General features: G+C 69.2%; 27 protein-coding genes and 1 pseudogene. 15 read left to right on the forward strand and 13 right to left on the reverse strand.

What is annotated here, in order from left to right:
• Positions 1 to 58 precede the first annotated feature (58 nt).
• Positions 59 to 331, reverse strand: a complete 273-nt coding sequence (locus CLU95_RS09135) for a hypothetical protein (protein WP_099792422.1) — start codon at positions 329 to 331, stop codon at positions 59 to 61.
• A 158-nt stretch (positions 332 to 489) separates the two neighbouring features.
• Here CLU95_RS09135 and CLU95_RS09140 point away from each other — a divergent pair, with 158 nt between their 5' ends.
• Both CLU95_RS09140 and CLU95_RS09145 read left to right on the forward strand, forming a co-directional pair.
• A complete protein-coding gene (locus CLU95_RS09140) occupies positions 490 to 2070 on the forward strand; it encodes an ATP-binding protein (RefSeq protein WP_099792424.1) in 1581 nt (526 codons plus the stop codon).
• Positions 2067 to 2771, forward strand: a complete 705-nt coding sequence (locus CLU95_RS09145) for a response regulator (RefSeq protein WP_099792426.1) — start codon at positions 2067 to 2069, stop codon at positions 2769 to 2771. Before CLU95_RS09140 ends, CLU95_RS09145 begins: the two co-directional genes overlap by 4 nt.
• 28 nt (positions 2772 to 2799) lie before the next feature.
• Here CLU95_RS09145 and CLU95_RS09150 read toward each other — a convergent pair whose 3' ends face one another.
• The gene (locus tag CLU95_RS09150; RefSeq protein ID WP_099792428.1) at positions 2800 to 3486 is read right to left on the reverse strand and encodes a TetR family transcriptional regulator C-terminal domain-containing protein; all 687 of its coding nucleotides are present in this window, start codon (positions 3484 to 3486) and stop codon (positions 2800 to 2802) included.
• Positions 3483 to 4925, reverse strand: coding sequence for an aminotransferase-like domain-containing protein (locus tag CLU95_RS09155; protein WP_180288570.1), 1443 nt, complete (start codon positions 4923 to 4925; stop codon positions 3483 to 3485). The genes CLU95_RS09150 and CLU95_RS09155 overlap by 4 nt, the downstream gene beginning before the upstream one ends.
• Before the next feature lie 253 nt (positions 4926 to 5178).
• Here CLU95_RS09155 and CLU95_RS09160 point away from each other — a divergent pair, with 253 nt between their 5' ends.
• From CLU95_RS09160 to CLU95_RS09180, 5 genes are all read left to right on the forward strand, one after another.
• A complete protein-coding gene (locus CLU95_RS09160; RefSeq protein WP_373668562.1) occupies positions 5179 to 6549 on the forward strand; it encodes an NAD(P)-dependent oxidoreductase in 1371 nt (456 codons plus the stop codon).
• Positions 6550 to 6618: 69 nt separating this feature from the next.
• Positions 6619 to 7935, forward strand: coding sequence for an NAD-dependent dihydropyrimidine dehydrogenase subunit PreA (preA, locus tag CLU95_RS09165; RefSeq protein ID WP_099792430.1), 1317 nt, complete (start codon positions 6619 to 6621; stop codon positions 7933 to 7935).
• A 77-nt stretch (positions 7936 to 8012) separates the two neighbouring features.
• A complete protein-coding gene (locus CLU95_RS09170; RefSeq protein ID WP_099792432.1) occupies positions 8013 to 9518 on the forward strand; it encodes an NCS1 family nucleobase:cation symporter-1 in 1506 nt (501 codons plus the stop codon).
• Positions 9519 to 9541: 23 nt separating this feature from the next.
• Positions 9542 to 10981: a dihydropyrimidinase gene (hydA, locus tag CLU95_RS09175; RefSeq protein WP_099792434.1), complete on the forward strand. Its 1440-nt coding sequence runs from the start codon at positions 9542 to 9544 to the stop codon at positions 10979 to 10981.
• A gap of 18 nt (positions 10982 to 10999) precedes the next feature.
• Positions 11000 to 12259 (forward strand): Zn-dependent hydrolase, encoded by a 1260-nt coding sequence (locus tag CLU95_RS09180; RefSeq protein ID WP_099792436.1) that lies wholly within the window; start codon positions 11000 to 11002, stop codon positions 12257 to 12259.
• A gap of 25 nt (positions 12260 to 12284) precedes the next feature.
• Here the strand turns inward: CLU95_RS09180 and CLU95_RS09185 are convergent, their stop codons facing one another.
• The 4 genes from CLU95_RS09185 to ycaC form a co-directional block, all read right to left on the reverse strand.
• Positions 12285 to 13502 carry an acyl-CoA dehydrogenase family protein gene (locus CLU95_RS09185; RefSeq protein WP_099792438.1) on the reverse strand — a complete coding sequence of 406 codons (1218 nt, stop codon included), beginning with the start codon at positions 13500 to 13502 and terminating at the stop codon, positions 12285 to 12287.
• A 98-nt stretch (positions 13503 to 13600) separates the two neighbouring features.
• On the reverse strand, positions 13601 to 14197 hold the full coding sequence (locus tag CLU95_RS09190) for an NADPH-dependent FMN reductase (protein WP_099792440.1): 597 nt from the start codon (positions 14195 to 14197) through the stop codon (positions 13601 to 13603).
• Between the two features lie 101 nt (positions 14198 to 14298).
• Entirely contained in the window at positions 14299 to 14988 is a 690-nt protein-coding gene (locus tag CLU95_RS09195; protein ID WP_099792442.1) for an isochorismatase family protein, read from the reverse strand.
• A 7-nt stretch (positions 14989 to 14995) separates the two neighbouring features.
• The gene (ycaC, locus tag CLU95_RS09200) at positions 14996 to 15622 is read right to left on the reverse strand and encodes an isochorismate family cysteine hydrolase YcaC (protein ID WP_099792444.1); all 627 of its coding nucleotides are present in this window, start codon (positions 15620 to 15622) and stop codon (positions 14996 to 14998) included.
• Positions 15623 to 15866: 244 nt separating this feature from the next.
• Between ycaC and CLU95_RS09205 the strand changes: the two genes are divergently transcribed.
• The 4 genes from CLU95_RS09205 to CLU95_RS09220 all read left to right on the forward strand — a co-directional run bounded on the left by CLU95_RS09205 (position 15867) and on the right by CLU95_RS09220 (position 18208).
• The gene (locus tag CLU95_RS09205; RefSeq protein ID WP_099797184.1) at positions 15867 to 16202 is read left to right on the forward strand and encodes a hypothetical protein; all 336 of its coding nucleotides are present in this window, start codon (positions 15867 to 15869) and stop codon (positions 16200 to 16202) included.
• A gap of 180 nt (positions 16203 to 16382) precedes the next feature.
• The gene (locus CLU95_RS09210; RefSeq protein WP_099792446.1) at positions 16383 to 17081 is read left to right on the forward strand and encodes a Bax inhibitor-1/YccA family protein; all 699 of its coding nucleotides are present in this window, start codon (positions 16383 to 16385) and stop codon (positions 17079 to 17081) included.
• Positions 17082 to 17117: 36 nt separating this feature from the next.
• Positions 17118 to 17663: an Rrf2 family transcriptional regulator gene (locus CLU95_RS09215; RefSeq protein WP_099792448.1), complete on the forward strand. Its 546-nt coding sequence runs from the start codon at positions 17118 to 17120 to the stop codon at positions 17661 to 17663.
• Between the two features lie 98 nt (positions 17664 to 17761).
• Positions 17762 to 18208 (forward strand): universal stress protein, encoded by a 447-nt coding sequence (locus CLU95_RS09220; protein WP_062479963.1) that lies wholly within the window; start codon positions 17762 to 17764, stop codon positions 18206 to 18208.
• A gap of 39 nt (positions 18209 to 18247) precedes the next feature.
• Here the strand turns inward: CLU95_RS09220 and CLU95_RS09225 are convergent, their stop codons facing one another.
• The 4 genes and pseudogenes from CLU95_RS09225 to CLU95_RS09235 all read right to left on the reverse strand — a co-directional run bounded on the left by CLU95_RS09225 (position 18248) and on the right by CLU95_RS09235 (position 20472).
• On the reverse strand, positions 18248 to 18676 hold the full coding sequence (locus CLU95_RS09225) for a hypothetical protein (protein ID WP_062479965.1): 429 nt from the start codon (positions 18674 to 18676) through the stop codon (positions 18248 to 18250).
• A 54-nt stretch (positions 18677 to 18730) separates the two neighbouring features.
• A complete protein-coding gene (locus CLU95_RS31125; protein WP_257214799.1) occupies positions 18731 to 19228 on the reverse strand; it encodes a GNAT family N-acetyltransferase in 498 nt (165 codons plus the stop codon).
• 24 nt (positions 19229 to 19252) lie between these two features.
• Positions 19253 to 19819: pseudogene (locus CLU95_RS31130) on the reverse strand (HD domain-containing protein); the annotation flags it as partial.
• A gap of 65 nt (positions 19820 to 19884) precedes the next feature.
• Positions 19885 to 20472 carry a hemerythrin domain-containing protein gene (locus CLU95_RS09235; protein ID WP_099792453.1) on the reverse strand — a complete coding sequence of 196 codons (588 nt, stop codon included), beginning with the start codon at positions 20470 to 20472 and terminating at the stop codon, positions 19885 to 19887.
• A 150-nt stretch (positions 20473 to 20622) separates the two neighbouring features.
• Here CLU95_RS09235 and CLU95_RS09240 point away from each other — a divergent pair, with 150 nt between their 5' ends.
• Positions 20623 to 21135 carry a universal stress protein gene (locus CLU95_RS09240; RefSeq protein ID WP_099792455.1) on the forward strand — a complete coding sequence of 171 codons (513 nt, stop codon included), beginning with the start codon at positions 20623 to 20625 and terminating at the stop codon, positions 21133 to 21135.
• A 130-nt stretch (positions 21136 to 21265) separates the two neighbouring features.
• A complete protein-coding gene (locus tag CLU95_RS09245) occupies positions 21266 to 21790 on the forward strand; it encodes an OsmC family protein (RefSeq protein WP_099792457.1) in 525 nt (174 codons plus the stop codon).
• Between the two features lie 21 nt (positions 21791 to 21811).
• On the opposite strand, the gene CLU95_RS09250 is transcribed toward CLU95_RS09245, so the two are convergent.
• Positions 21812 to 22996 carry a DesA family fatty acid desaturase gene (locus CLU95_RS09250; RefSeq protein ID WP_099792459.1) on the reverse strand — a complete coding sequence of 395 codons (1185 nt, stop codon included), beginning with the start codon at positions 22994 to 22996 and terminating at the stop codon, positions 21812 to 21814.
• 185 nt (positions 22997 to 23181) lie between these two features.
• Between CLU95_RS09250 and CLU95_RS09255 the strand changes: the two genes are divergently transcribed.
• Both CLU95_RS09255 and CLU95_RS09260 read left to right on the forward strand, forming a co-directional pair.
• Positions 23182 to 23910 carry a winged helix-turn-helix domain-containing protein gene (locus tag CLU95_RS09255; RefSeq protein ID WP_099792461.1) on the forward strand — a complete coding sequence of 243 codons (729 nt, stop codon included), beginning with the start codon at positions 23182 to 23184 and terminating at the stop codon, positions 23908 to 23910.
• Positions 23903 to 26017, forward strand: coding sequence for a PAS domain S-box protein (locus tag CLU95_RS09260; RefSeq protein ID WP_099792463.1), 2115 nt, complete (start codon positions 23903 to 23905; stop codon positions 26015 to 26017). Before CLU95_RS09255 ends, CLU95_RS09260 begins: the two co-directional genes overlap by 8 nt.
• A gap of 13 nt (positions 26018 to 26030) precedes the next feature.
• Here CLU95_RS09260 and CLU95_RS09265 read toward each other — a convergent pair whose 3' ends face one another.
• On the reverse strand, positions 26031 to 26789 hold the full coding sequence (locus CLU95_RS09265) for a Crp/Fnr family transcriptional regulator (RefSeq protein ID WP_257214570.1): 759 nt from the start codon (positions 26787 to 26789) through the stop codon (positions 26031 to 26033).
• Positions 26790 to 26834 lie beyond the last annotated feature (45 nt).

A 26834-nucleotide genomic window follows, 5' to 3' on the forward strand; every position in this document is an offset into this window, starting at 1 on the left:
GGTGCGCGGCGGCACGCCGCACCGATCGCAGCCAGCAAGCCCCCGGCGCCCGATCGCTTCATCGGCCATGGGCCGCCTCTTTCTTCTTCGCAGGTGCCTGCACGCCCGAGGCCCGCGCTTCGGCCCAGACCACGAGCAGCGTCCACACATGCGTGACGACCCAGAACAGCGCCGTCAGCAGGAAGAACAGCAGGCCGGCATCGGTGTCGGCCGGGGGTGTGGATGCGGGCGCCGCATGCCCCGGCGGGGCCCAGGCGAGCGCGGCGGCGGCCAGCGCGTGGAAGGCAAAGGTCGGGCGGGAGCGGTGCGTGTCCGGTGTCATGGCGCGCATCGTGCGATTCGAATCGGGAGAAATGTGGGAGAGGCGCGGCAAGGCGGCCTCTCCCAGATTCCTCCCCAATCCGGCGCCATGATCGGCGGCTTGCCTATGACGTCCCCGCCCCCGAAACGCATGCCGCAGAATGCGCCCATGCCTCCGCCGCCGAGCCCATGCCGCGCCTGACACTCTCCCGCAAGATGTTCCTGGCGCTGGCCGCCCTGCTGATCGTGCTGCTGCTCAGCTTCGTGGGCTTTTCGATCGTCGCGCTGCAGCGGGGCCTGGGCGCCTACGTGGCCGAGATCGAGATCCGCCGCATGGACTGGCTCTCGCAGCTGCTGCTGAAGCACTACACCGCCAACGGCGACTGGAAGAAGCTGCGCGACAACGACGACGCCTGGCACCGCCTGCAGATGGGCCAGCTGGCGATGGTGATCGACGGCGCCACCACGCCCGACGACCGGCGATTGCCGCCCTGGTACGAGCGCCGCACGCCGAGCGACAACACGCAGCACACCGAGCCGTCCTCCGGCATCTCGCCCACCGCCTCGCCCCCGCTGCCGCCGCCGCAGCTCGACCTGCTGCCCCGTCGCTTCCTGATGCCGCCGCCGGGTTTCTTTCCCGGCCTGTCGGGCCCGCCCGATTCGATCTACCGCCGCCTGGCCCTGCTCGATGCGCAAGGCGCGTGGGTGGTCGGGGCCACCCTCGACCTGGCCACCGCCGCGCGCCTGCCGATCCGGCGCGGGCGCACCGTCGTGGGCTACCTCGCCCTGGCCCCGGTGCAGGGCCTCGAAAGCGAAGCCGACCGCGCCTTTCTTGCGCAGCAATCGGGCGTGATCGCGCTCACCGGGCTGTGCGGGCTGGCCTTCGCGCTCGTGCTGTCGTGGCTGCTCGCGCGCCGCTGGTTCAAGCCCATCGATGCGCTCACGCAGGCCGCGCAAGACGTGGCGCGCGGACGGCTCTCGACGCGCGTCGCGGTCCACGGTTCGGACGAACTCGCGCTGCTGGGCAAGACCTTCAACGACATGGCGCAGCGCCTGGACACCGTCGAGGCCTCGCGCCGCGCCTGGCTGGCCGACGCAGCGCACGAGCTGCGCACGCCGCTGGCGGCGATGCGCGCGGAGATCGAGGCGCTGCAGGACGGCGTGCGCAGCTTCGACGAACGCACCGCGCTGCGCATGCACCGGCAGGTGATTCGCCTCGGCCAGCTGGTCGACGACCTGCGCAGCAGCATGCGCGAGCCCCAGAGCGACCTGCTGAAAGCGCCGGTGTATCCGCTGTCGCTGCTGAAGGAGGCGCTCGACCACACGCGCGACCGCTTCACGCAGCGCGGCATCGCGGTCGATCGCGACGCCATCGACCGCATCGCCGCCTCGGCCCAGCCGGTGATCGACGGCGACGCGCACCGGCTGCACCAGGTCTTCATGAACCTGCTGGAGAACACGCTGGCCTACACCGATGCCGGCGGCGCGCTGCGCATCGGCGTGACCGTCGAAGGTGCATGGACCGGTCACTGCCTCACGCTGGTGTTCGACGACAGCGCACCGGGCGTACCCGAGGACGAAATTCCGCGGCTCTTCGACCGCCTGTTCCGCGGCGAGGCCTCGCGCAGCCGCGCGCTGGGCGGCTCGGGCCTGGGCCTGTCGATCTGCCGCGCAACCCTCGAAGCGCACGGCGGCAGCATCGAGGCGGCGCCCTCGCCGCTGGGCGGGCTGCGCATGACGATCACCCTTCCGCTGGCGGCCTCCGCATGACACGCATCGTGATCGTCGAGGACGAACTCGACATCGCCTCCGTGGTGCAGGACTACCTGCGCCACGCCGGCTACGACACCGAACACTTCGCCGACGGGCAGAGCGCGCTCGAACGCATCGTCGCCGCACCGCCCGACCTCACGCTGCTCGACATCATGCTGCCGCGCCTCGACGGCATCGAGGTGCTGCGCCGCGCGCGCGAGCACACGGCGCACCCGATCATCATGCTCACCGCACGCATCGAAGAGGTCGACCGTCTGCTCGGCCTGGAGCTGGGCGCCGACGACTACGTGTGCAAGCCCTTCTCGCCGCGCGAGCTGGTGGCGCGCGTGCGCGCCGTGCTGCGCCGCACCGCGCCTGCTTCCGTGCCGGGACAGCCGACTGCTTCGGACGACGCACCGGGCCTCGTGCTCGACGACGTGCACTGGCGCGCCTCGCTCGACGGCACGCCGCTGAACCTCACGCGCCGCGAGTTCGGGCTGCTGCAGGTGCTGTCGCGGCACCCGGGCCGCATCTTCTCGCGCGCGCGGCTGCTCGAGCTGGCCTACGACGACACCGTGGACGTGACCGAGCGCGCCATCGACAGCCACGTGAAGAACCTGCGCCGCAAGCTCGGCGCGGTGACGCCCGCGCACGACTGGATACGGTCGGTGTATGGCGTCGGCTTTGCGTGGGAAGCGCCGGCCGACGCGGCGCATTGAACGCCCTTGTTCCTTGTGGAAGCGGCGCTCAGCCGTTCCACGGCGGGCTCGCCACCACCGCCGACGTCGCGGGCCGCGACAAGCCCAGTGCCCCTTCCAGCATCCGCATGATCGTCTCGCGCGCCTGGTCGAAATCTTCCGGCTCCAGCGCCTGCTTGCCGAGCAGCATCCGCATCTGCCAAGCGAAGTCGGCATACGTCTGGGTCATGGCCCAGAGCGTGAAGAGCAGGTGCGGCACCGGCAGCGGGTCGATGTCGCCGCCCGCCATCCAACGTTGCAGCACGGCCGCCTCGGCGCGAAAGGCGGGCACCAGCTTGGCCTGGATATCGTCCGCACACTGCGGCGCCTGCGAGATGATTTCCTGCGCGAACAGGCGCGAACCCGAAGGGTGGTCGTAGGAGAACTTGAGCTTCTGCGTGACGTAGCGCTCCAGCGCCGCGTGCGGATCGAGGTCGGCATCGGCGAGGCTGTCCAGGTTCGACAGCCATGAATCCAGCACATCGTTGAAGACGCGCCGGTAGAGCGCCGACTTCGAGGGAAAGTAGTACAGCAGGCTCTGCTTGGACACCCCCGCATCGGCCGCGATGTCGTCGACCGACACGCCGCCATAGCCGTGCAGCGCAAAGCGCTCCTGCGCGACGGCGAGGATGGCGCTCTCCAGGTTCTGGCGGCGCGCCTGGCGCTTCACCGCAGGGGGACGTGGCGCGATGCTCATGGGTGCTTGATCCGCGCCAGGAAGCGCACCAATCGCTCGTCGCCGCACTGCGTGACGTTGAACCGGAACCACGCGAAGGGCTGCGGCGTGGTGCAGAAGTCCGCGGCGGCGGTGAGCGGCAGGCCCTGCTTGCGGGCTTCCAGCAGCACCGCATCGCTCGACGGCCGCGGCTCGCTGCCGGCCGGCCAGCCGGCACAGAGGAAGGGGCCGCCATCGGGCACGCACAGCGCCTGCAGGCCCGCGCCGGTCAGCAGCGACAGGGTGCGCTCGCCGGCGATCTTCAAGGACGTGTTGAGCCGCTGCAGAAAGCGCGCATGGCCGGCGTCGGCCAGCACTTCGCAGGCCACGCGTTCCTCGAACTCACTCGGCCCGAGCGTGGTGTGCAGGCAGCGCAGCGCGGGGTCGTCGGTCCAGCGCTGCGGCAACAGCACATGCGCGAGCCGCAGCCGGGCCGACAACGTGGCCGAGACGCTGCCGACCTGGGCCACGCGCTGCAGGCCGTCCATGGCCGCCAGGCTGGGCGCCTGCAGCGGCGAGAGCCCGCGCCAGGCGTCCAGCTCGATCACGCGCAGGTCGTGCCGCTCGGCGGCCTGCAGCGCCTGGTGCGCGCCTTGCGGCGTCATGCACACGCCCAGCGGATTGGACACGGCCGTCGACACGAACAGCAGCCGGCGCCTGCCCTCCGCAGGCAGCAAGGCGGCCTGCTCGTCGAGCGCGGCAATGTCGAGGCAGCCGCCGCGCCGCGGCACTTCCAGCGTGCCCCGGCCCAGCGTGTGGATCAGCCGGCGCAGCTGGCGCGACGCAGGCGACTCGATCAGCACCGCGTCGCCGGGCGCGGTCCACGCCTGCAACAGGCACATCGCGGCGCCGAGGCTGCCGGCGGCGGTCATCACCTGCTGCGCACCGAGTGCGGGCAGCTCGGTGCGATGGCGTGCGGCGATGCGTTCGCGCAATCGCGCCAGCCCGAGCCCGGGCCTGGCGCCGTCGTCCCATTCGGGGGTCGCCCGGGCCACGCGGCGCATGGCCTCGCGCACCAGTTCGTCGCCACGGTATTCGGCCGGCGGCGGTCGGTCGTGGTCCGCGTGCGCCTCGGCCGCGGGCGGAGTCGCAGCGTCCGGCGCAGGCGCGGGCCGGTGCAGCACGTAGTAGCCGCTGCCCGGCCGCGAGGCCAGCACCGAGCGTGCACGCAAGGCGCTGTACGACTCGGTGACGGTGAAGGTGCTGATGCCCAGCTTGCCGGCCAGCGCGCGCACCGACGGCATCTTGGTGCCGGGCGCCAGGCGCCCGTCGATGACGCGCAATTCGACGCCCACCACGAGGCGCTGCGCCAGCCCGAGGCCGGGCGCGGCTTCGTCCATGTCGCCCATCAGGCCCTGCATCCAACCGGCACCGGCCGGCGCCGGCTGGCGCAGCGCCGACGCGTTGCTTGAACTCTGCATCACCGGGTCTCCTTGAGAAACGCATGCGGCCTGTCTGGACAGGGTTTGCCCTGGGCAACTGTGCTGGGGAGTGCACCAAACAGCATGGTCGGCAGCGGCAAACACTTTCTCGTTCGCTGCGCCAACTGTGTATGGGCGGCACCCCTCGTTTGCTGAATCATCGCGACATTCGACCACTTGGTCAAACTTCATGAGGGCTCGCTCTCTCATGTCGCACACGGTTACCCCACCACGACCTGGAGCTTGAAAGCCCATGAGCAGCACGATGAATCCCGTCGCGCCCAGCGCGCACATTGCCTCCGATGTGCGCGCCGGCCGTCTCGACCCCGCGCAGTACGCGAAGAACTTCTGCGACGCCCACCCGCCGCTGAACGTGGTGCAGGCCAACATCGAAGCCGAGCGCTGCTACTACTGCTTCGACGCGCCCTGCCAGACGGCCTGCCCCACGGGCATCGACATCCCGACCTTCATCCGCCGCATTGCCGACGGCAACCTGCGCGGCGCGGCGCGCACCATCCTCGAAGAGAACCCGCTGGGCGGCATGTGCGCCCGCGTCTGCCCCACCGAGGTGCTGTGCGAGCAGGCCTGCGTGCGCAACAGCAACGAGAGCAAGCCGGTCGAAATCGGCCTGCTGCAGCGCCATGCGACCGATGCCTTCTTCGACGCGCCCGGCGCACCGCTCTTCGTGCGCGCGGCCGACACCGGCCAGCGCATTGCCGTCGTCGGCGCGGGCCCGGCCGGCCTGGCCTGTGCGCACCGGCTTGCGGTGCTGGGCCACCAGGTGACGCTGTTCGATGCGCGCCCCAAGCTCGGCGGCCTGAACGAGTACGGCCTGGCCAGCTACAAGACAGTGGACGGCTTCGCGCAGCGCGAGATCGAGTGGCTGCTGTCGGTCGGTGGCATCGAGGTGCGCAACAACCAGGCACTGGGCCGCGAGCTGCACCTGGATGCACTCGCCACCGCGTACGACGCCGTGTTCCTGGGCCTCGGCCTGGCCGGCGTGAACACGCTGGGCCTGGGCGAGCAGACCGGCGTGCGCGATGCGGTGGACTTCATCGCCGAGCTGCGCCAGGCGGCCTCGCCGGCCGACGTGGCCATCGGCCGCCACGTGGTCGTCATCGGCGGCGGCATGACCGCCGTGGACGCGGCCGTGCAGTCGCGCAAGCTCGGCGCGGAAGACGTGAGCATCGTCTACCGGCGCGGCGCGGAGGCCATGGGCGCCTCGGTCGACGAGCAGCGCTGGGCCAAGGAAAACGGCGTGCGCATCATCCACTGGGCCGCGCCCAAGGCCCTGCGCGCCAAGGGCGGCGTGCTGCGCGGCATCGACTTCGCACGCACCGCGCTGGTCGACGGCAAGCTGGTCGAGACCGGCGAGGCCCTCGCGCTGCAGGCCGACATGGTGCTGTGCGCCATCGGCCAGAGCTTTGTCGCGACCGTGCTGGAAGACAGCGGCGTTCGCTTGCAAGGCGGGCGCATCGACACCGATGCCGAATGCCGCAGCTCGCGCCCCAAGGTCTGGGCCGGCGGCGACGCGCGCTTCGGCGGGCGCGACCTCACGGTCGAGGCGGTGGAAGACGGCAAGCAGGCCGCGCTGTCCATCGACCGCCATCTGCGCGCCGCCTGACGCGACGCCGCCCCTCTTCCTTTCTCACCTCTCATCCGAGCGCGCCGCAGCGCGACAGGAGCAATTCACATGGCAGACCTGAGCATCGACTTCGTGGGCATCCGCAGCCCCAACCCTTTCTGGCTGGCCTCGGCACCGCCGACCGATAAAGAGATCAACGTCGTGCGCGCCTTCGAGGCCGGCTGGGGCGGCGTGGTCTGGAAGACCGTGGGCGAAGACCCGAACGTGGTCAACGTGCACGGCCCGCGCTACGCCGTGTCGTATGCGGCCGACCGCCGCGTGACGGGCTTCAACAACATCGAGCTGATTTCCGACCGGCCGCTGCGCACCAACCTCGAAGAGATGACGCGCGTGAAGCGCAACTGGCCCGACCGCGCGCTGGTGGCGTCGATCATGGTGCCGTGCACCGAAGAGGCGTGGAAGAACATCCTGCCGATGGTCGAAGACACGGGCTGCGACGGCATCGAGTTGAACTTCGGCTGCCCGCACGGCATGAGCGAACGCGGCATGGGCGCGGCCGTGGGCCAGGTGCCCGAGTACATCCAGATGGTGGCCGAGTGGTGCAAGCACTACTCGAAGCTGCCGGTGATCGTGAAGCTCACGCCCAACGTGGCCGACATCCGGCCCGCCGCGCGTGCGGCCAAGAAGGGCGGCGCCGACGCGGTGAGCCTCATCAACACCATCAACTCGATCATGGGCGTCGACCTCGATGCCATGGCGATGTTCCCGCACACCGACGGCAAGGGCTCGCACGGCGGCTACTGCGGCCCCGGCGCCAAGCCCATCGCGCTGCACATGGTGGCCGAGATCGCGCGCGACCCGCAGACCGCCGGCCTGCCCATCTCCGGCATCGGCGGCGTCTCGACCTGGCGCGATGCGGCCGAGTTCATCGCGCTGGGCAGCGGCTCGGTGCAGGTGTGCACCGCCGCCATGGTCTACGGCTTCAAGATCGTGCAGGACCTGTGCGACGGCCTCTCCAACTTCATGGACCAGAAGGGCTACGCCAACCTCGAACAGATGCGCGGCCGCGCGGTCGGCAGCATCACCGACTGGCAGCAGCTGAACCTGAACCACGTCGACAAGGCGGTGATTCACCAGGACCTGTGCATCCAGTGCGGCCGCTGTCACGTGGTGTGCGAAGACACCTCGCACCAGGCCATCAGCGCCACGAAAGACGGCATGCGCTTCTTCGAGGTGAAGGAAGAAGAGTGCGTCGGCTGCAACCTGTGCGTGTCGATCTGCCCGGTGCCCGGCGCGCTGTCGATGCGCACGCTGAAGGCCGGCGAAACCGATGCGCGCACCGGCCACCCGGTGGTCGGCCACTACGCCAACTGGACCACGCACCCCAACAACCCGATGCGCGTCGCCGAAGCCAGCCCGCACTGATCCGCCGGGTCGGCACGGATCGTGCCTGCGCCGCGTGAGTCCCCTTCCCAGCCCAGCCCCATGCAGGAACAAACACCATGAACACCTCATCGCAAAGCGGCAACCCCACAGCCAACCTCTGGAACGAAGACCTCGCGCCCACCACGCTGGCACAGCGAACGTGGCGCTGGTACCACTTCGCCGCACTCTGGGTAGGCATGGTGATGTGCATCCCTGCCTACATGCTGGCGGCCAGCCTCATCGAAGGCGGCATGTCGTGGGGGCAGGCGGTGCTGACCGTGTTCCTCGGCAACGCCATCGTGCTGGTGCCGATGCTGCTCATCGGGCACGCGGGCGCGAAGTACGGCATTCCGTATGCGGTGATGGCGCGCGCCTCGTTCGGCACGCGCGGCGCGCGGTTGCCGGCGTTGCTGCGGGCCATCGTGGCCTGCGGCTGGTACGGCATCCAGACCTGGTTCGGCGGCCAGATGATCTACACGCTGGTCGGCGTGCTCATGGGCCAGCAACTCGGCGGCGACAAGCTGCCGATGCTCGGCATCAACGGCGCACAGCTGGTGTGCTTCCTGGTCTTCTGGGCGATCCAGCTGTACTTCGTGGTGCACGGCATCGAGTCGATCCGCCGGCTCGAAACCTACACCGCGCCGCTGAAGATCATCGTGTGCATTGCGCTGCTCTACTGGGCTGTGCAACGTGCGGGCGGCCTGGGCCCGATCTTCGACCAGCCTTCGCAGTTCGAAGCCGGCGGCAAGAAGGCCGGCATGTTCTGGGCCGTGTTCTGGCCGTCGCTCACGGCCATGGTGGGCTTCTGGGCCACGCTGGCGCTGAACATCCCCGACTTCACACGCTTCTCGCGCTCGCAGCGCGACCAGGTGGTGGGCCAGGTGATCGGCCTGCCCGCGCCCATGGGCCTGCTCGCGATGATGGCGGTGATGGTCACCTCCGCCACCGTGGTCATCTACGGCAAGGCGCTGTGGGACCCGGTGGACCTGGCCAGCCGCATGACCGGCGCCGCGGTGCTCATTGCGCTCATCATCCTGCTGATCGACACGGTGAGCGTGAACCTGGCGGCCAACCTCGTGGGTCCGGCCTACGACTTCTCGGCCCTCAACCCGAAGAAGATTTCGTACCGCACGGGCGGCTACATCACGGCCGGCATCGCCATCGTGATGATGCCGTGGAAGGTGCTGGAGACCACGCAGGGCTACATCTTCACCTGGCTCATCGGCTACTCGGCGCTGCTCGGGCCGGTGGCCGGCATCCTGATTGCCGACTACTACCTGATTCGCCGCAAGGAGCTGGACGTCGATGCGCTCTACCGCGAGAACGGCGCCTACAGCTACGGCAACGGCTGGAACATGGCGGCCGTCATCGCCTTCATCGTCGGTGTGCTGCCGAACATCCCGGGCTTCCTGAACGCGGCCTTTCCGTCGGCCGTGCCGATGATGCCCGAGTTCTTCAAGACGATCTACACCTACGCCTGGTTCGTCGGCGTGGTGTTGTCCGCCGTCGTCTACATGGGGCTGATGAAGGCGCGCGCGCCGCAGCGCCAGGGCATGACTGCACCACTCAAGACCCCTGTTTGAAACAAGCAAAAGGAACCCACGCCATGACCGTACTCATTCGCGGTGGCACGGTGGTCAACGCCGATGCCGAGCACCGCGGCGACGTGCTCTGCCAGGGGGACAAGATCCTCCAGGTCGGCACCGACCTGCAGGTGCCGGCCGGCACCGAGGTGATCGACGCCGGCGGCGCCTACGTGATGCCCGGCGGCATCGACCCGCACACCCACATGCAGCTGCCCTTCATGGGCACCGTGGCGGCCGACGACTTCTTCAGCGGCACGGCAGCCGGCCTGGCCGGCGGCACCACCAGCATCATCGACTTCGTGATTCCCGACCCGCAGCAGTCGCTGATGGACGCCTTTCGCATGTGGCGCGGCTGGGCCGAAAAATCCGCCGGCGACTACAGCTTTCACGTGGCCGTGACCTGGTGGAACGACAGCGTGCACAAGGACATGGGCACGCTGGTGCAGGAGCACGGCGTGAACAGCTTCAAGCACTTCATGGCCTACAAGAACGCGATCATGGCCGACGACGAAATTCTGGTGAAGAGCTTCCAGCGCTCGCTCGAACTCGGCGCCATGCCGACGGTGCACGCGGAAAACGGCGAGCTGGTCGCGATGCTGCAGCAGCAACTGCTGGCACAGGGCATTCGCGGGCCCGAGGGCCATCCGCTGTCGCGCCCGCCGATGGTCGAGGCCGAAGCCGCCAACCGCGCCATTGCCATCGCCGACGTGCTGGGCGTGCCGATCTACGTGGTGCACGTGTCGTGCGGCGAAGCGCTGGAGGCCATCACCCGCGCCCGCGCACGCGGCCAGCGCGTGTACGGCGAAGTGCTGGCCGGCCACCTGGTGGTCGACGAAAGCGCCTACCGCGACCCCGACTTCGCGCGCGCCGCTGCCCACGTGATGAGCCCGCCCTTTCGCTCGCGCGAGAACCAGGCCATGCTGTGGCGCGGCCTGCAGGGCGGCAACCTGCACACCACGGCGACCGACCACTGCACCTTCTGCGCCGAGCAGAAAGCGGCCGGCCGCAACGACTTCACGAAGATCCCCAACGGCTGCGGCGGCGTCGAAGAACGCATGGCCGTGCTGTGGGATGCGGGCGTCAACGCCGGCCGGCTCACGCCGTCGGAGTTCGTGCGCGTCACTTCGACCAACGCGGCGCAGCTGTTCAACCTGTACCCGCGCAAGGGCGTGATCCAGCCCGGTGCCGACGCCGACCTCGTGGTGTGGGACCCGAAGGCGACCAAGACGCTGTCGGTAAAAACGCAGCACTCGAAGAGCGACTTCAATATCTTCGAAGGCCGCGAAGTCACCGGCGTGCCGCGCCACACCGTGAGCGCGGGCCGCTGGGTCTACCGCGACGGCGACCTGCGCGCCGAGCCCGGCACCGGTCGCTACCTGAAGCGCCCGGCCTTCGCACCGATGTTCACCGCGCTGGAACGCTTCAAGCACCAGCACGCACCCACAGCCGTGGCGCGCTGAATCCCCAAGGAGTCATACATGAATGCAGCAGTGGACACACAACAGGTGCTGACGATCAACGGCGAGCGCCTGTGGAACTCGCTGATGGAGCTGGCGCGCATCGGCGCCACGCCCAAGGGCGGCGTGAAGCGGCTGGCGCTGACCGACCTCGACAAGCAGGGCCGCGACCTCGTGGTGTCGTGGGGCAAGGAAGCGGGCCTGAGCATCACCGTCGACAAGATCGGCAACGTCTTCATGCGCCGCGAAGGCACCCACCCCGCGCTGCCGCCCATCGTGTCGGGCAGCCACATCGACACGCAGCCCACCGGCGGCAAGTTCGACGGCAACTACGGCGTGCTGTCGGCGCTGGAAGTGGTGCGCACGCTGAACGACCAGGGCATCCGCACCGAAGCGCCCATCGAGGTCGCGTTCTGGACCAACGAGGAAGGCTCGCGCTTCGTGCCGGTGATGATGGGTTCGGGCGTCTTCTGCGGCGCCTTCAGCCTCGAACACGCCTATGCGGCAAAGGACACCGAAGGCAAGACGGTGCGCGAAGAGCTGGAACGCATCGGCTACATCGGCGACCAGACGCCGGGCGACCACCCCATCGGCGCCTACTTCGAGGCCCACATCGAGCAAGGCCCGGTGCTGGAAGATGCGGACAAGGTCATCGGCGTGGTGCCCGCGGTGCTCGGCCTCTCGTGGTACGACTGCGTCGTCACCGGCATGGAGGCGCATGCGGGCCCGACGCCCATGCACCTGCGTCGCGACGCGCTGCAGGTGGCGACGCGGATCATGCAGGAGGTGGTGGCCATCGGGCTGCGCTACCCACCCTACGGGCGCGGCACGGTCGGCATGGTGCAGGTGCACCCGAACAGCCGCAACGTGATTCCGGGCGAGGTGAAGTTCTCGATCGACCTGCGCAACGTGAGCGGGGAACTGCTCGACCGCATGCACGGCGAGATCCTCTCCTTCGTCGAGCGCACCGGCCGCGAGACCGGGTTGGGCGTGACGATCGAGCGCGTGTCGTACTTTCCACCCTGCCCGTTTCACCCGGACTGCGTGGACGCGGTGCGCCGCGCGACCGAACGGCTCGGCTACTCGACCATGGACGTGGTCTCGGGCGCGGGCCACGACGCGATCTATGCCGCGCGGCTCGCGCCGGCCGGCATGATCTTCGTGCCCTGCAAGGACGGCATCAGCCACAACGAGATCGAGGACGCGCAGCCCGACCACCTGACGGCCGGCTGCAACGTCTTGCTGCACGCGATGCTGGAGCGCGCGAAGCGCGTCGACTGACGCGCTCGCGGCGGCGGCGTTGCCGTTACTGGTACGCCGCCAGCTCCTGCTTCGCGATCGCGTTGCGGTGCACCTCGTCGGGACCGTCGGCCACGCGCAGGTGGCGTTCGTAGGCGTAGAAGTGCGTGAGCAGCGTGTCCTGGCTCAGGCCCATCGCGCCGAAGGCCTGCATGGCCCAGTCGATCACCTTCACGCAGTTGTTGGGCGTGAGCACCTTGATCATCGCGATCTCTTTCGCCGCGACCTTGTTGCCCACGGTGTCCATGCGGTAGGCCGCGTTGAGCACCATCCAGCGCGACTGCTCGATGAGCATGCGCGACTCGGCAATGCGTTCGCGCCACACGCCCTGTTCCGACAGCGGCTTGTGGAAGGCCACGCGCGACACGAGGCGCTGGCACATCATCTCCAGCGCGGCTTCGGCCATGCCGATGGCGCGCATGCAGTGGTGGATGCGTCCGGGACCAAGGCGACCTTGCGCAATCTCGAAGCCGCGGCCCTCGCCGAGCAGGATGTTCTCGACCGGCACGCGCACGTTGTCGAACACGATCTCGGGGTGGCCGAAGGGCGGGTCGTACATGCCCAGCAGCTGCATGTCGCGCACGATGGTGATGCCCGGCGTGTTCTTCGGCACGAGCACCATCGACTGCTGCTTGTGGCGGTCGGCGTTGTCGGGGTCGGTCTTGCCCATCAGCACGAAGATCTCGCAGCGCTCGTTCATGGCGCCGGTGATGTACCACTTGCGCCCGTTGATGACGTACTCGTCGCCTTCGCGGCGGATGCTGCAGCGGATGTTGGTGGCGTCGCTGGAGGCCACCTCGGGCTCGGTCATGGCGAACGACGAGCGGATCTCGCCGGCCAGCAGCGGCGTGAGCCAGCGCTCCTGCTGCGCCTTGGTGCCGTAGCGCGCGAGCACTTCCATGTTGCCGGTGTCGGGCGCGGAGCAGTTGAAGATTTCTGCGCTCCAGTAGCGCCGGCCCATGATCTCGCACAGCGGCGCGTACTCGACGTTGGTGAGGCCGGGGCCGTGTTCGGCTTCGGGCAGGAACAGGTTCCACAGGCCGCGCTCGCGCGCCTTGGCCTTGAGGCCGGCCATCATCGGCAGCTCGGCGTAGGGCCGGCCGGCGCGGGCGTTGGCGGCCAGCTCTTCCTCGCGGCGCTTCTCGTTCGGGTAGACGTGCTCGTCCATGAACTGGAGCAGCTCGGCGCGCAGCGCGAGCACCCGGGGCGTGAATTCGAATTGCATGTCGTCTCGTCCTTCTTCCAATGTGCGGTCGAAGATACGTCGCGATGCGGATCGGGACGGTCGTTCGCGCGACAGCACGAACGCCGCCCCTGCGCGAATCAACGGGGCGTGGGCAGCGCCGTCGCGAGCGCGCCCAGCGCCGCCACCACCTTCTGCACCGACTGCGCGGCGCGCGCGTCCTTCAGTGCGCCGTCGGCATCGAAGGCCTCGTTCGCACGCCCGAGCGCGAACTGCTGCGGCGCCACCAGCATCGCGAAGGCCATCTGCAGGTACTGGCGCAGGAAGTTCATCGAGCGCAGCGCGCCCAGCGGCCCGGGCGAAGCCGACAGCAGCGCGGCCGGCTTGTTGGCCGTGGCGGCCAGCCCGCCCGCGTGGCCGTCGCCCGGCGGAATGCGCGAGAGCCAGCTGAAGGCGTTGATGACCAGCGGCGTGGGAAAGCCGTTGTACTCGGGCGTGACGATCAGCACGCCGTCGCTCGCCGCAATGGCGCGCCGCAGTTCGAGCGCCCCCGCCGGCACGCCCGAGGCGGCCTCGAGGTCGCCGTCGTACACGGGCAGCGCGAGCGCGCGCAGGTCCATCTCGGTCACCTGCAGGCCTGCCGCACGCGCGGTGGCGGCGGCCACGGCCGCCAGCTGGCGGTTGAGCGAACCGTCGCGAGCGCTGCCGGGAATGATCAGGATGCGGGGACTGTCCATGCGAGGCTCCTTGCCGTGCGTTGAATTGGGAACGCCGCGCCGCACGTTTCGCGTGCGGCGCGGCGTTCGTCAGTGTCGCATCGAGGATGCGATCCGGTGTGTCAGCTGCGCTGCGAATCCAGCTGCTCGCTGTTCGTCACAACCTCCTGCGCCTTCATGTAGCTCTCGATCAGCAGCTGGTAGGGCGGGAACACGGCGCTGTAGGCCTCGGCCCATTGCGCGGCATCGTCGCGGTGCCAGGTCTTCTGCACTTCGGAGCACACGGCCGCGGTGTCGATCGGCACCACGCCGGCCTGCACCACGCGCGCCAGCGTGATCTCCTGCGCCATCTTCGAGTAGGTGCCCGAGGCGTCGACCACCGCGAACACGCGGTAGCCGTCGTACACCGCCGAGATGCTCGGGAAGGCCATGCACACGCTGGTGATGGTGCCGGCAATGATCAGCGTGCCGCGCCCGGTCGCCTTCACGGCGGCCACGAACTCGGGGTTGTCCCAGGCGTTGATCTCGCCCTTGCGCGCCACGTACTGCGCATGCGGCGCGTACTTGTGCACTTCGGGAATCAGCGGCCCGTTCGGTCCTTGCGGCACCGAGGCGGTGGTGATGACCGGAATCTTCGCCAGCGTCGCGACCTTGGCCAGCGTGGTGACGTTGGCGCGCAGCTCGGTCATCGGCATGTCCTTCACGGTCTGGAACAGGCCGCTCTGGTGGTCGATGAGCAGCATCACGGCGTCATTGGGGTCGATGACGGGCTTGGCGCCGTTGAAGTTGGCGACGTTGTTGGGAATGGTCATGGCGTGCTCACTTTCCCTGGGTCAGCTGGGTGTAGCTGGTGATGAGGTTGCAGTAGTCGGGGATGTGGTTGGAGAACAGCGTGCCCAGGCCCTCGATGTCGTTGCGCCAGTCGCGGTGCAGCTCGCAGGCCACGCCGAACCACGACATCAGCTGTGCGCCGGCGGCCGACATGCGGTCCCACGCGGCCTGGCGCGTCACGTCGTTGAAGGTGCCCGACGCATCAGTGACGACGAACACGTCGAAGCCCTCGGCCAGCGCCGACAGCGCCGGGAAGGCCACGCAGACCTCGGTGACCACGCCGGCAATCAGCAACTGCTTCTTGCCCGTGGCCTTCACGGCCTTGACGAAGTCCTCGTTGTCCCAGGCGTTGATCTGGCCGGGGCGGGGAATGTAGGGCGCGTCGGGAAACTGCGCCTTCAGCTCGGGCACGAGCGGGCCGTTGGGGCCGTTCTCGAAGCTGGTGGTCAGCACCGTGGGCAGCTTGAAGTAGCTGGCGATGTCGGCCAGGGCCAGCACGTTGTTCTTGAACTTGTCGGGGTCGATGTCGCGCACCAGCGAGAGCAGGCCGGTCTGGTGGTCGACCAGCAGCACGGCGACATCGTTCTTGTCGAGACGGGTGTAAGGCTTTGACATGAGAGGCTTCCTTTGTGAGGTTGAATGCCGGGGAAAAATGGCCCCCGATGCATGTCCGTCAGCGTAAAAGCGCGCCCAAAATTCCGGTAGTCGGCGAAATTTGCCTGCAGCGTTCCACCCGATGGACGATGGCAACACCCGTGCGCGCAGGTCGGATGAATTCGCGCCCGCCGGGCCCGATCCGTGGGGGCGGGTAAAATACCCCTACATGTCCCGCTGGTTTGCCGCTACCGTCCTCGCTTTCATGCTGTCCTGCTACGGCTTCGCCGTGCTCGCGCACGGGCTCGTCGGCGGCAACCATGCGACGTCGTCCGGTGAACGCCAGACCGTCGTGACGCTCGCCGTCTCGCTGGCCGATGGCGGCGACAAGGACATCGGCAACACGCCTTCTTCCGAAGACCCGTCCGCCATGGACGAAGCCGGCTCCGAGCACGCCGAACTGCTCGACGCCCGCCCCCACGCGCGCAACCTGCTGGTGCTCTCCGCGCAACCGCCGCGGCTGGGGTCCACCTCGGTGGTCTCGCCGCTGCTCGACCGGCCCAAGCGGCCACCCCGGCCCCACGCCCTTCTCGCCGCCTGAGGCCGCGCGGCGGCGAGCGAACGCCTGAGGACCGATCCGGTCCGGGCGTTTGCGCTCACCCGATCCGGCCCGTCGCCTGTTTCACGCGACGCACCTGCCCCTTCTTTTTCAGCCGTCTGACGGCCCTGCCGCACGTGTCACGCGACCCGTCCGGCCCTCTCTCTTTTTCAGGATTTTTTGATGAACTCCAGCCAATCGGCCTACCCCTCCAGCTTCGGCGCACCGTTGGCCTCGGTCCAGGAACGCAACCGCGTTCTGCGCAACACCTACTGGCTGCTCGCGCTGTCGATGGTGCCCACCGTGCTGGGCGCCTGGCTCGGCGTGGCCACCGGCCTCACGCGCGCCCTGTCGCCGGGCATCGGCATCATGGTGTTTCTCGGCGGCGCCTTCGGCTTCATGTACGCCATCGAGAAGACCAAGAACTCCGCCGCCGGCGTGCCCGTGCTGCTGGCCTTCACCTTCTTCATGGGCCTGATGCTGTCGCGCCTGGTCGGCAGCGTGCTCGGCCTGTCCAACGGCGCCAGCCTGGTCATGACTGCCTTCGCCGGCACCGGCGGCATCTTCCTGGGCATGGCCATGCTCTCGACGGTCATCAAGCGCGACATCTCGGCCATGGGCAAGTGGCTCTTCGTGGGCGCCATCGGCCTGCTGGTGGTGGGCATCGCCAACATCTTCATCCAGTCGAGCGCGCTGATGATGACGCTGTCGGTCGCCGCCATCGGCATCTTCTCGGCCTTCATCCTGCATGACCTGAAGCGCGTGAAGGACGGCCTGGAAACCAACTACATCTCGGCCACGCTGGGCGTGTACCTGAGCCTCTACAACGTGTTCCAGTCGCTGCTGGCCCTGCTGGGCATCGCCGGCGGCCGGGACGAGTAAGCGCACACAGAACGACAAGACAAGGAAGGAAGCACCATGCGCCTCACCACCAAGGGCCGCTTCGCGGTCACCGCGATGATCGACATCGCCCTGCACGGCCGCTCGGGCCCCGTCACGCTGGCCTCGATCAGCCTGCGCCAGCAGGTCTCGCTCTCGTACCTGGAACTGCTGTTCGCCAAGCTGCGCCGCAACGGGCTGGTCGAATCCACCCGCGGCCCCGGCGGCGGCTACTCGCTGAGCCGCAAGGCCGCGGAGATCACCGTGGCCGACGTCGTGCTCACCATCGAAGACCTGGGCGCCAGCAAGATCCGCCCGCGTGCCGCCGGCTCGGACAACGAGCCCGGCCGCTGCGAGATCGACGACCTGTGGGCCTCCGTGAACCTGCGCGCCGTCGAGTTCCTGCGCTCGATCACGCTGCAGAGCCTGGTCGACGAACAGAAGGCCAAGGGCGTGCAGCCCGCCACCAGCGCGGCCGCACGCCGCACGACGGCCGTCGTCGGCTCGCCGGTGCGCAAGCCCTTCGTGGTCGACGCGCCGAACTCGGTGTTCGCACTGGGACGGCGCCACAGCACGAGCAGCTGACGCCTGCCACGCGCGGGCTTCGCCTTGAATGTGCGGCCCGCGCGGACTAGACTGGAATGGCAAAGGCACCCGCGGTGCCGGGGGCCAAGGAGCCTGCCATGTACAAGCGTGTTCTCGTCGCAACCGACGGCTCTTCGCTGTCGGACAAGGCGGTGGCCGCGGCCATCGACCTCGCGTTGCTCACCGGCGCCGAGTTGGTGAGCGTCAACGTCGCGCACATCCAGCCGTATGGCTATTTCGAAGGCTCGATGCTGCTGAACCAGACGGATTTCGAAGCCAACCAGAAACACGTCGAGCAGGCGGCCCAGCGCGTGGCCGATGCGGTGCGCGACACCGCCCTGGCCAAGGGCGTGCGCCGCGCCGACGCGGTGGTCATGAAGTCGAACCAGGTGGCCGAAGCCATCATCCACGCCGCCAAGAACCAGGACTGCGACCTGATCGTGATGGCCTCGCACGGGCGCCGCAGCCTCGCACGGCTGCTGCTGGGCAGCGAGACGCTGCACGTGCTGACGCACTCGCACATTCCGGTGCTGGTGCTGCGCTGAACGGAACGAACGAGGCACCGCGCACGCGGTGCGCGGGGGTTATCGGGTCGCTGCGGACTCGACGGTTTCGACGACCGTGCGACCGGCCGGCGGGCACGACGGCCCGGCATCGCGGCCGAAGCAGCGCGCGGCCTGCGTGCGCGCCTGGGCTTCCTGCGCGTGGCGCGCTTGCGCGGCATCGACCTGGTAGTCGAGCAGCCACTTCATGAGCAACAGCATCGCAATGACCAGCCCGAGCGCCACGCCCAGCAGGGTCGTGCGCCAGTTGCGCGGTCGCGCCGCAGACGGCGCGCGGGCCGGTGCGCTGCTCTCCATCGCGGTGAAGCCCGCAAGGCTGCGGGAGGCGCCACCGTCATGGATGCGGCGGCGGGGTGGTTCGGGGGTCGCGGAACGCGCGGACACCGAGGTCTGCGCGCGCTTCACGCGCGGCGCATGGGCAGTGTCCGAAGGCAGGTGGCGGGCAGGCATGACGGGGGCGATTATGAACGGCTCGCGCGCCCAGCCCGCGCCTCAGCCCGTGCGTCAGGCACCGACACCGAACGCCGCGTGGTAGCGCACCTCGCCGACCGGCCACGCGCCGTGGAACGACACGGCCTGAAAGTATTCCGGCGGCACGCCCGGCAGCACCAGCCCGGGCCGCACGACGAAGCCGAAGCGGCCATAGAAGGCCGGGTCGCCCAGCAGCACGCAGCCTTGCGCGCCGGCGTCGCGCAGACCGGCCAGCGCGGCGTCCATCAGCAGCCGGCCGATGCCCTGCCCCTGGCGCGCAGGCGCCACCGAGATCGGCCCCAGGCCATGCCAGCCGGTCGTGCCGTCGGAAATTGCCACGGGCGACAGCGCGACATGGCCGACGATCTCGCCACCGTCCTCGACCACGAGCGACAGCGTGAGCTGATCGGCCGCGCGCAAGGCGTCGACGATGAGGTGCTCGGTGCCGTCGGCATGCGGTGCCTCGGCAAACGCCGCCACCGTCAGTTGCCGGATCGCGGCCTCGTCGCCCGGTTGCTCGGGGCGAACCACCGGCCCCGCCTCCGCCCGCCGCGCGGCGGCCTCCACCTTCTTTTGCGTGTCGGCATCCACCAGCGCCCGCATGGCACGAAACAGCGGCCGGCTGCCGGTGTGCTTCTGGCCGTAGCCGAGGTTGAATTCGTAGTCGAAGTCCGGCGGGTTCGCGCCCTGGTTGTGCTGCAGCAGGGTTTCGAGCTTGTCGAGCGCCTTCACCGCCTGCGCTTCGGGCGTCTCGGCTTTCTCGTACTCGTCCCACAGCGCGAGGATGCCCGCGCGCAGCGGCGCGTCGAGCGTGCGCGTGAGCACCTGCAGGTCTTCGCGCTCCTGCGCGCTCTTGTCGGGGTGCGCGCCTTGCACGATGGCGGGGATGTCGCCGTGGATCGCCTCGCCCAGGTCGTGCACCACGCACATCTTCAGCACCTTGAGCAGGTCGAGGTCGGCCAGTTCGTCCTCGAAGGCCATGGCCATGAGGCACAGGCGCCAGCTGTGCTCTGCCGTGCTCTCGGTGCGGCCCGAGGCCGTGTGCGCGCTGCGCAGCACGCTCTTGAGGCGCTCGGCCTCGCGAAGGAAGTCCAGCCTTCCCTTGATCTGATCGATGTCCATCTCGCGGTCTCGTTGGTCCTGAATGATTTCAGGCCGAGCCTAAGCGATCCGGACGCAGGCCGTCGTTACAGCGCCGGCCCCAGCCCGATGGGCGCGGGCACGACATTCACGATGCGCGTGAAGAGCGCGGCGTAGATCTCGTCAGGTGCCTGGTGGTCAGTGAACAGGTCGCGGTTCTCGCCGAAGGCCGCGTCGAGCTCGCGCCAGTCGTCTTCGCCGAGCACGCGCTCAGCCAGCGGCAGGATTTCGCGCTCCTCGTGCGCCATGTGGTCCAGGTAGAAGCTCACGTACTCGTTCATCGCCTGTTCGAAGGCCACGCGGCGCGGCTCGCCGAGCATCTCGAACGCGAGCAGCGCGTGCTCGACATGGCGGATCTTGCGCTCGCCCCAGGCATGGTCGTTGTCGAGCTTGTCCATCAGGTCGCGCGAGATCGGCGTGCAGGCGCGCAGCCGGGGAAAGAGCAGCTCGGTTTCCTTCGGGTGGTGGCGCTTCTCGGGAAATTCGCTCACGTAGAACAGCATGGCGCGCAGCGTCGCGAAGTCGGGCATCGTGCCCTTGCGGCGGTGCTGGTCGAGCAGCATCACGATGGAACGCAGCATGGCCGCCAGCGCAGCGTGCTCCTGGCGAATGATCCGGACGGCGGCATGGGTCATGGAAGGTCTCCTTCTTTCGAAGGCCCCAAGGGTCGCAAGTCCGAGGCGGCCCGGGCTTGCTCCAGATCAAGGCCCGTGCACGCGGCCAGGCACAGACTGGCACGGCCTTTCCTCTTTTTCTTCTTCAACGCACCCTGGAGGCTCCTCACCATGTACCAACACATCCTGGTTCCGATCGACGGCAGTTCCACGTCCGGCGAAGGCCTGGCCGAAGCCATCCGCCTGGCCAAGCTCACGGGCGGCCGCCTGCGGCTGGTTCACATCCTGGACGAGCTCTCGTTCGCGCTCGGCGTCCGCGCCTACGCGGGCCAGTCGGTGGACTGGCTCGAAGGCCTGCGCGCCACCGCCGTGGCGCTGCTGGAGAACGCGCGCGCCCAGGCGCAAGCCGAAGGCGTCGAGGCCGACACCGTGCTGCGCGACGGCTTCAAGGCCGGCGCGGTCCACGACCAGGTGGTGACCGAGGCCATCGCCTCGAAGGCCGACCTGATCGTGCTCGGCACGCACGGGCGGCGCGGCCTGAGCCGCTGGGCCATGGGCAGCAATGCCGAACACATCCTGCGCATGGCGCCCGTGCCGGTGCTGCTGATCCGCGCACCCGAGATCGCTGCGAAGGTCGACCACGAGCGCTTCAGCCTGCCGGACGGGCTGGTCGCGAACCAGTAAGCGGGGTCGCCCGCCGCCGGTTTGACGGGGCCCGGCGGCGCGCCCAGAATGAACTGCAGCGCTCGCGGCTCATTTCTCTTTTTTCGCGCGAGAACCGCCCGCCCGTTCCCCAGTTTCAAGGAGCAGCGCCATGAACTCACCCCAGCACATCCGGCAGTCCATGGACACCCTCACGCGCCACTTCGCGGCGCACCCCCAGGACGCCCTGACCCAGGACAAACCGGCCGTGGCCACGCTGGTGTCGGGCCTGCGCTTCCGCGTGACCGGGCCCACGGGGGAATCGCTCGAGACCGACATGCCGAAGGCCATCGGAGGCAACGCGGAAGCGCCATCGCCCGGCTGGTTCATGCGCGCCGCCCTGGCGAGTTGCGAAACGACCGTGATCGCCATGCGGGCGGCCCAACTCGGCATCGCGTTGACGACCCTCGAAGTGGTCGTCGGCAGCCAGTCGGACAGCCGCGGCCTGCTCGGCGAGCCGGCCTCCGTGCCCGCAGGCCCCAGCCGCATGCAGGTCGCGGTGCGGATCGCCGCGGATGGCGTGCCGGAGCAGGAGCTGCGCGACATCGTGCAGTGGGCCGAGGCGCACTCCCCGGTGGGCACTGCGCTGCGCCGGGCCATCCCGCTCGATGTCGCGGTGCAGGTCGGGCCGGCCTGACGGCACCGGCGAAGGCCGGCCTCAGGCGTAGGAACGCAGCCGCACCGCAAAGGCCGCCAGCGGCGCGATGCCGCTGCCCTCGGCGCGCTCGCACCAGTCCTGCAGCCGCTTCACGAGCTGTTCGCCGGTGGCGCCCGAGCGGCTCCACAGCGCCGTCAGCTCTCGCCGCATCGCGTACATCGTTTCCAACGCTTGCGAGGCCACCAGCGCTTGCGTGAGTTGCGCATGGCGCGTGGCGTCGAGCGCCTTTTCTTCCTTCCCGAGCCAGGGCCGTGCGGCGCGCAGTGCGCGGGCCCTGTTCGGTGCGAGCGCGTGCGGCCGTGCCAGCTCTTCGGTACAGGCCTGCTTCAGCGAACGCGAGTAGTTCGACAGCACGTCGTAGTGATGCCGGATCACCGCCTGCACCGTGAGCAGGTCGACGGTGGCGCGCGGCGTGGTGAGGCGCGGCTTCGGCGCCAGGTGCTTCACCTTGGCCAGCCCCACCGCCTGCAGCGCGCGGATGTAGACCCAGCCGATGTCGAACTCGAACCACTTGTTCGACAGCTTGGCCGAGGTCGGGAACGCGTGGTGGTTGTTGTGCAGCTCCTCGCCGCCGATCAGCAGACCGATGGGAAAGATGTTCGTGCTCGCGTCCGCCGCAGGCCAGTTGCGGTAGCCCCAGAAGTGGCCGATGCCGTTGACCACGCCGGCGGCCCAGAACGGAATCCACGCGATCTGCACCACCAGCACCAGCGCGCCCGGCAACACACCGAACAGCGCCATGTCGATCAGGCCCATGCAGGTGATGCCCAGCGTCTGGTAGCGCGTGTAGAGCCGGCGCTCGAGCCAGTCGTCGGGCGTGCCGTGGCCATAGCGGCTCAGCGTTTCGGGATTGCGCGCCTCGGCCACGTACAGCAGCACGCCGCCCCAGAGCACGCGCTTCAGGCCCACCACCTGCGGACTGTGCGGGTCCTCGGGCGTGTCGCACTTGGCGTGGTGCTTGCGGTGCACGGCGGCCCACTGCTTGGTGACCATGCCCGTCGTCATCCACAGCCAGAAGCGGAAGAAGTGGCTCGCAATGGGGTGCAGGTCGAGCGCGCGGTGCGCCTGGTGGCGGTGCAGGAAGATGGTGACCGAGGCGATGGTGACGTGCGTCAGCGCCAGTGCGGCCAGCAGCACGCCCCACCACGGAAGATCGAGCGCGCCGGAGAAAAGAAAAGATGCCATTCGTACGGACCCCTTGGACACAGTGGACAACGGGCGCGATTCTCGGAAGCACCCCGCCCGCAGGCCTTGCGCCAGATCAACGGCGGGCGCCGCCGCTGCCGCGCGTGCGACATGCGTGCTACGCTTCTTGGCTCCATGCGCCCACCCTCCTCTGTGGCGCCGGCGTTTTTTCTCCCAGCCCCCGCATGACCTCTGCCCCCCACATCGCGGTGCTCGACGACGAGGTCGACATCACGCTGCTGCTGGCCAACTACCTCCAGAGCCACGGCTTTCGCGTCACCCAGATCCACGACGGCGCGGCGCTGCGGGCGCTCATGGCCGCCGATCCGGCCGACCTCGTGCTGCTCGACCTCGGCCTGCCCGGAGAAGACGGTTTTTCCATCGCACGCTACATGCGCGAGAACTGGCGCTGCGGCCTCGTGATCGTCACCGGCCGCGGCGACCCGGTCGACAAGGTGGTGGGCCTCGAAGTGGGCGCCGACGACTACGTGACCAAGCCCTTCGACCTGCGCGAGCTGGTCGCACGCGTCAAGGCCGTGCTGCGCCGCCTGACGCCCGACGCGTCGGTGGCGACGGCCGCCGCACCCACGCCGCCCGAGCGCCTGCGCTTCGCCGGCTGGCGCCTGGACACCGCGGCGCGCAGCCTCAGCAACGCGCAGGGCGAGGCCGTGCCGCTGACCACCGGCGAGTTCGACCTGCTGTGCGCCTTCGCGCGGCACCCGGGCCGCGTGCTCTCGCGCGACTTCCTGCTCGAACAGACGCGCGGTCGCGAGGCTGCGCCCTTCGACCGCACGATCGACGTGCAGGTCGGCCGGCTGCGCAAGAAGATCGAGGCCAACGCCGACGATCCGCAGCTCATCAAGTCGGTGCGCGGCGCGGGCTACATCCTGGTGCCGCCGGTCACCCATGGCTGACGGCACAACACCGCCCTCCATCCCCGGCCTGCCCTCGGGCGTCGAGGAAGGCAGCGTGTTCCGCTCGCTGTTCGCCGCCTACCCCGATTCGCTGCTGGTGGTCGACCAGTCGGGCCGCATCGTGCTGGCCAACCCCTCGGCTGCTGCCATGCTCGGCTACGCGGCCGACGAGCTCGTGGGCCTGAGCGTCGAAGCGCTGGTGCCCGACAGCATCCGCCCGCGCCACGCGGCGTTCCGCGAAGCCTACGGCCGCGCGCCGCGTCCGCGTCCGATGGGCACCGACATGGAGCTCGTCGCCAAGCGCAAGGACGGCAGCGAGGTGATGGTCGAGATCGCGCTGAGCCCGCTGCAGAACCAGGGCCTGCCCTTCGTGGTGGCTGCGATCCGCGACATCGGCGCCTACCCGCGCGTGAAGCAGGCGCTGCAACGTGCGCGCTACAGCGAACATCTTGCGCAACTGGGCCGCCTGGCGGTCGACACGCGCGACCTGCAGGTGGTGCTGGCGCAGGTGCCCGACATCGTCGCGACCGCGCTGCAGGTCGAGGTCGCGATGGTGTGGCTGCTCGACGGCAGCCAGCGCGAATTTCGCCTCGCCAGCGGCGTGGGCCTGCTCGCCGACGAAAGCGTCGGCCTGCGCATCGCCAACCGGCCCGACACCCAACCGGGCTACGTGCTCTCGCAAGGCTGCCCCGTCGTGGTCGCCGACTACCGCGAGGAGCGCCGCTTCGCCGTGCCGCCCACGTACCTCGAGGCCGGACTGGTCAGCGCGCTGGCCGTGCCGCTGTCCGACCGGGGCCGCGTGACCGGCATGCTGTCGGTGCGTGCCACCGCCGCGCGGCGTTTCGGCGACGAGGAAATCCGCTTTCTCGAATCGGTGGCGAGCCTGCTGGCCACCAGCCTGCAGCGCGTGCAGACCGAAGAAGCGCTGAACCACGCGCAGCGCCTGGAGAGCGTGGGCCAGCTCACCGGCGGCATCGCGCACGACTTCAACAACCTGCTGACCATCATCCAGGGCAACCTGCAGGTGCTCGAAGAGCTGCCGCAGCTCGCAGCCGACGGCTACGCGCAGCAGCTCGTGGCCGCCGCCGCGCGCGCCAGCCGGCGCGGCGCCGAACTCACGGGCAAGCTGCTGGCCTTCTCGCGGCGCCAGATGCTGCAGCCCGACGCGGTCGACGTGCGGCAGATGCTGCACTCGCTCACCGACATGCTGCGCCGCACGCTCGACCAGCGCATCCAGATCGAGATCGACGCCGCCGACCCTTGCCCCGCCGTGCGTGCCGACCCGGGCCAACTCGAATCGGCGCTGCTGAACATCGCCATCAACGCGCGCGACGCCATGCCCGAGGGCGGCCGCCTGCACTTCCGCGCCGAAGCCTGCGACGCCCTGCCCGCCACCGTGCGCCAGGAACTCAGCGACGCCGATGCCGGCCGCCGCTTTGTCGCGCTCTCCATCGCCGACAGCGGCACCGGCATGACCGACGCGGTGATGGAGCACATCTTCGAGCCCTTCTTCACCACCAAGGAAGCGGGGCGCGGCACCGGCCTGGGCCTGAGCACGGTGTACGGCTTCGTGAAGCAATCGCGCGGCGCCATCGCCATCGACAGCAAGGTCAACGGCGGCACCACCGTCACGCTCTACCTGCCGCAGGTCGAAGCCGACGCGACGAGTGCTGCAGCACCTGTCGATGAAGAGTCCATGGAGATCGAAGCCGAGGCCACGCTGGCACCGGGCCTGCGCGTGATGCTGGTCGAAGACGACGCCGAGGTGCGACAGGTCATCCACACCTTCCTGACCACGTTGGGTTGCGAGGTCGCAACCGCCGCCAACGCCGAACAGGCCTTGCCCGCCATGGCCGCAGAGGCCACGCCCTTCGACCTGCTGCTGAGCGACATCGCGCTCGGCCCTGGCATGCGCGGCACGCGGCTGGCCGCCGAGGCGGTGCAACGCCAGCCGCGGCTGGCGGTGTTGCTGATGTCGGGGTTCTCGGCGGAGCTGCTCGACGCCGACCGCGAAGCGCCCCCGGGCTGGGAGTTGCTGCGCAAGCCTTATTCGCGCAGCGAGCTGGCGCGTGCGATGGCGCGGGCGTTGCTGGCTGCGCGCGAGTGAGCGACGGCTCTCGTTACTGAAGCATGGCAGGCGCCGGCGCCAGGCAGCGCTGCACGAAGGCCGACAGCGCACCCACGTCGGGAATCTGCACCTCGCGCCGGCCCTTGGTGGCAAAACCGATGACCTTGTCGCGCGCCAGCCGCGAGAGTGCACGGCTCACGCTCTCGAGCGTCATGCCCAGGTAGTTGCCGATTTCGGCGCGCGTCATGCGCAGCGTGATCTCGTCGGTGCGCATGCCGCGGTCGGCCAGCGACTCGGCCCAGTAGCGCAGGAAGTCGGCCACGCGCGCGTCGGCCGGCAAGGTGCACACCGACATCAGCGAATCGCGGTCGTGCGCGATCTCGCGGCTCATGGCGGCGTGCAGCATCTGCAGCAGTGCGGGGTGCGCGGTGCAGGCCGTCAGCAGCGATTCGTAAGGCACGACCCAGACTTCGCCCGTGTCCATCGCCACGGCGTCGCACACGTAGCGCTGGCCCGCGATGCCGTCGAAGCCCAGCCAGTCGCCACGGAACTTGAGGCCCACCACCTGCTCTCGGCCGTCGGCCGAGAGGTTGACGATCTTGAAGAAACCCGAGTTCAGGATGTAGAGATTGCCGAAGCGCTCGCCGGCCTGGTAGATCACGTCGCCCGTGTGCACCATGCGGCGCTGCGGTTGCAGCTGCTCGGCCAACAGGCGCAGCCGCTCGGCCGTGCGCCGGCCTGCATCCTCCTTCTGCACCGTCGGAAGGGGCCGAAGCGGGAGGATGGGGTTGGGGCGGGCACTCGTGAGCATGGGGATTCCTCGGCGTTCTGTTCTGTCTTGTTCATCTGCCTGCAA

The organism is Variovorax sp. 54 (genome assembly GCF_002754375.1).
Taxonomy (GTDB): domain Bacteria; phylum Pseudomonadota; class Gammaproteobacteria; order Burkholderiales; family Burkholderiaceae_C; genus Variovorax.